Origin of the sequence: Microbacterium sp. Kw_RZR3 (assembly GCF_029222405.1) — a bacterium.
GTDB lineage: Bacteria > Actinomycetota > Actinomycetes > Actinomycetales > Microbacteriaceae > Microbacterium.
Genome location: NZ_JARHXC010000291.1, coordinates 1 through 4012, shown reverse-complemented (window position 1 = coordinate 4012; position 4012 = coordinate 1). Strand labels below are relative to the sequence as shown.

Annotated in this window: 3 protein-coding genes and 1 pseudogene; 1 reads left to right on the top strand and 3 read right to left on the bottom strand. The window is 70.7% G+C overall.

Going from position 1 to position 4012, the window contains the following annotated elements; translation table 11 throughout:
* Positions 1-43 precede the first annotated feature (43 nt).
* A complete protein-coding gene (gene gltX / locus P2P98_RS16325; protein ID WP_275801299.1) occupies positions 44-1558 on the bottom strand; it encodes a glutamate--tRNA ligase in 1515 nt (504 codons plus the stop codon).
* Between the two features lie 10 nt (positions 1559-1568).
* A complete protein-coding gene (locus tag P2P98_RS16320; RefSeq protein WP_275801298.1) occupies positions 1569-2525 on the bottom strand; it encodes a LysR family transcriptional regulator in 957 nt (318 codons plus the stop codon).
* A gap of 80 nt (positions 2526-2605) precedes the next feature.
* Between P2P98_RS16320 and P2P98_RS16315 the strand changes: the two genes are divergently transcribed.
* Complete coding sequence (locus tag P2P98_RS16315) at positions 2606-3691, top strand: aminotransferase class V-fold PLP-dependent enzyme (protein WP_275801297.1); 1086 nt, start codon at positions 2606-2608, stop codon at positions 3689-3691.
* 183 nt (positions 3692-3874) lie between these two features.
* Here P2P98_RS16315 and P2P98_RS16310 read toward each other — a convergent pair.
* Positions 3875-4012 (bottom strand): annotated as a pseudogene (locus P2P98_RS16310) (IS110 family transposase); the annotation flags it as partial.

The window sequence follows — 4012 nt, the reverse complement described above, 5'->3', positions numbered from 1 at the left end:
AGGTTCTGCGAGTCTCGCGGGCGGGGCGAGAGGCGGCGGACGCTCAGCCGAGGTGGCGTACCAACGCGTCGAGGCGACGCAGAGTCTCGGCCTTGCCGAGCAGCTCCATCGACTCGAAGAGCGGCGGCGAGACGCGGCGACCGGTCAGCGCCACGCGGGGCGGCCCGTACGCGACGCGCGGCTTCAGCCCGAGTTCCTCGACGAGCGCCGTCGACAGCGCCTCCTGCACGGCCGCGGCGGTGAACTCCGCCCCCGGCACGAGCTCGAGGGCTCCGACCGACGCCACGAGCACCTCGGCCGCGTTGGCCGGCAGCCCCTTCAGCGCATCTTCGGCGTACTCCACCTCGGAGACGAAGAGGAAGCCGAGCATGCCCGGTACCTCGCCGAGCAGCTGCACACGCTCTTGAACGAGGGGCGCGGCGGCGGCGATGATCGCCCGGTGCTCCGGCGACGGCTCCTCGGCGATGAACCCGGCCCCCGCGAGATAGGGGACGATCCGCGCGGCGAAGTCGCCGGCATCCAGCATCCGGATGTGGTCGCCGTTGATCGCCTCGGCCTTCTTCTGGTCGAAACGCGCGGGGTTCGGGTTGACGTCGGCGATGTCGAACGCGGCGACCATCTCGTCGAGCGAGAACACGTCGCGGTCGCTCGACAGAGACCACCCGAGCAGCGAGAGGTAGTTGAGCAGCCCCTCGTGGATGAATCCCTTCTCACGCTGCAGGAACAGGTCGGCCTGCGGGTCGCGCTTCGAGAGCTTCTTGTTGCCGGTCTCACCCAGCACCAGCGGCATGTGGCCGAAGCGCGGAATGAACGTCGTGACGCCGGCATCCACCAGCGCCGAGTACAGCGCGAGCTGCCGCGCGGTCGAGGGCATGAGGTCTTCACCGCGGATGACGTGGGTGATGCCCATGAGGGCGTCGTCGACCGGGTTCACGAACGGATAGAGCGGCACCCCCCCCGCGCGCACGAGCACGAAGTCGGGGAACGAGCCCGCCGGGAACGTCACCTCGCCGCGGATGAGGTCGACGTAGGTGAGGTCGTGGTCGGGCACGCGCAGACGCCACGCGGGCTGACGCCCCTCGGCGCGGAACGCGGCCTTCTGCTCCTCGGTGAGGTCGCGGTCGAAGTTGTCGTACCCGAGCTGCTTCGCGCGGCCGTTGGCTTCGTTGCGCGCGTCGATCTCTTCAGCGGTCGAGTAGCTCTCGTATACGGCGCCGGCCGCGACGAGCTTGTCGAGCACCTCGCGGTAGATCTCGTGACGCTGGGACTGCCGGTAGGGGGCGTGAGGACCGCCGACCTCGACGCCCTCGTCCCAGTCGATGTTCATCCACCGGAGCGCGTCGAGAAGCTGCTGGTAGCTCTCTTCACTGTCGCGCGCGGCGTCGGTGTCTTCGATGCGGAAGACGAGCTTTCCGCCGTTGTGCCGAGCGTAGGCCCAGTTGAACAGGACGGTGCGGATGAGACCGACGTGCGGCAGCCCCGTCGGAGACGGGCAGAAGCGGACGCGAACGTCGGCGCCGGTGGCGGTCGTGGTGCGGGGATCGGGAGAGGCAGACATCCCCTCGATCCTACCGGCGGCGCGCCTGACGCCCCGAGGGCAGAGGGTAGTCGGCGAGCACCTCGGCGATGACGTCGAGCGCCACCCCGACCGCCGGCACGCGTTCCGCACCGCGAGCGGTCACCACGTGCAGCGTGCGGGCCTCGGCATCCGGTAGCCGGGGAGCGGCGATTCCTGCGAGCAGAGGGAAGGATGCCACGGCCATGCGCGGCAGGATCGCCACACCGACCCCCTGTGCGACGAGGTTCTCGACCGCGATGTAGTTGTCGGTCTCGAAGGCGATGTCGGGGACGAAGCCCGCTCGCGCACAGGCTTCGAGCAGGTGCCCGCGACACTGGGGGCACCCCGCGATCCACCGCTCGCCCGAGAGACGCGAGAGGTCGATGGGGCCGGCGGCAGCCGGGTGGTCGACGGGCAGGACGAGCACCGTGTCGTCTCCGCCGACCGCGCGCACCGAGAGGCCGTTGGCGGCGAGGTCGAGCTCTCGACGATCCCCCGGATAGCTGTAGGTGAGGGCGATGTCGGCACGATCTTCGCGCACAGCGACGATCGCTTCGGGCGGCTCGGCTTCGACGAAACTGATCGAAACCCCGGGACGGCGAGCCGTGACGGCGGCGATGACGCGGGGAACGACGGTCGACGACGCGGATGGGAACGCGGCGATGCGCACGCGACCGGCCCGCAGACCACGCAGCTCGGCGAGGTCACCGGCAGCGGCCTCGAGGGCCGTCGTGACCACCGCCGCGTGCCGCGCGAGGACGCGGCCGGCCTCCGTCAGGCGCACACCGCGCCCGACGCGCTCGACGATGGGCGTGCCCGCGCGCCGCTCGAGCCGTCGCAGTTGTTGGCTCACCGCCGGCTGGCTGTAGCCCAGCGCATGGGCGGCCGCGGTGATCGAGCCCGTATCGGCGATGGCCTTCACCACGCGGAGCGAGTGCGCGTCGAGGTCGTCGTCCTGGTCGGTCATCAGTACACATAAGCAGAATGCATGTTTCTCATGCAATACCTGCTCTAGTGCAATGTCGCGCCTCGCGGGAACCTGGATCCATGAGCAGCCTCGCCTCCCGCTTCGCCGGCGGCCGCGACTATCTCGCCGCCTGCACCGTCGGTCTCCCGTCGCGCGCCACCGTGCGCGCCGTGCGCGCGGACCTCGACGCCGCGGCATCCGGTCGCCCCGATGTCGCCGCCGCATCGCGCGCGGTCGAGGATGCGCGCGCCGCGTACGCGCGTCTCGTACGCTCCCCGGTCGGCGATGTCGCGATCGCCGCGCAGACGTCTGTGATGGTGTCGCTCATCGCCACTTCTCTTCCTGATGGAGCCGAGGTCCTGTGCCCCGAGGGCGACTTCGCCTCGCTCGTCGCCCCCTTCGCGCACGCGGGCCGAGGTATTCGTCTGCGCACGGTGCCGCTCGACGATCTCGCCGACGCCGTGCGAGCCGAGACCGCCCTGGTGGCGTTCTCCCTCGTGCAGTCGGCGACGGGAGAAGTCGCGGATGCCGCCGGGATCGTCGCTGCGGCCGCCCGCGTCGGGGCGCGCACGCTGTGCGATCTCACGCAGGCCGCGGGCTGGCATCCGGTCGACGCCACCCTCTTCGACGCGACAGTCTGTCACGCGTACAAGTGGCTCTGCTGCCCGCGTGGCGTGGGCTTCCTCACCGTGCGGCCCGACTTTGCACGGTCGCTCCGGCCTGTGCAGGCGGGCTGGTACTCGGGAGACGATCCGTGGGCGTCGTGCTACGGAACCGGCGGCACCCTCGCGCCGGACGCGCGCCGGTTCGACGTCTCGCCCGCCTGGCAGGCCTTCGTCGGGGCCGCTCCCGCGATCGAGATATTCGCCGACGCCGACATCACGGAGGTCTACGCCCACACGACGGGGTTGGCGGCGCGATTCCGCGAAGGACTCCGACTCCCCCAGCCTGCACGCCCCTCGGCGATCGTCACGTGGCCGGATGCCGACGGCGAAGCCCTCCGGCGGCTGTCTGCGCGCGGCATCACGGCGTCGGGACGCGCGGGCCGAGCGCGCGTCGCGTTCCACGTCTTCAACGACGACGGCGACGTGGACCGCGCGCTCCGCGCGCTGGGGACCACCGCCGTGCCCGCCGCCTGGCCGGTAGCTCTGAGCTACTCGATCTGAGCGGTCGGCGCGCACGCGGCCACGGCCCGGGCGCGTGCAGAACTCCTGACTTTCTGGGCTCACCGCGTTGTTCTCGACGGCCGCGCGGTGCACGGCCCCGATCTCTCAGGAGTTTCGCACGCGCACGCGGATAGGTAAGCGGGCTCTCGTGCGCGCCGGGGGGGGGTGCTCCTATGACGTTTGTCAAGCTGTGATGGGTAGCCGGGGTTGGTAGAGGGTGCCGTCGCGGAGCATGGCGTAGAGGACGTCGGAGCGTCGGCGTGCGAGGGCGATGAGGGCTTGGTTGTGGCGTTTGCCCTGCGCGATCTTGCGGTTGTAGTA

Bases quoted from the DNA above. Each gene is read 5' to 3' on its own strand.
- gltX (WP_275801299.1), bottom strand. From the start codon at position 1,558: ATGTCTGCCTCTCCCGATCCCCGCACCACGACCGCCACCGGCGCCGAC.
- P2P98_RS16315 (WP_275801297.1), top strand. From the start codon at position 2,606: ATGAGCAGCCTCGCCTCCCGCTTCGCCGGCGGCCGCGACTATCTCGCC.
- P2P98_RS16320 (WP_275801298.1), bottom strand. From the start codon at position 2,525: ATGACCGACCAGGACGACGACCTCGACGCGCACTCGCTCCGCGTGGTG.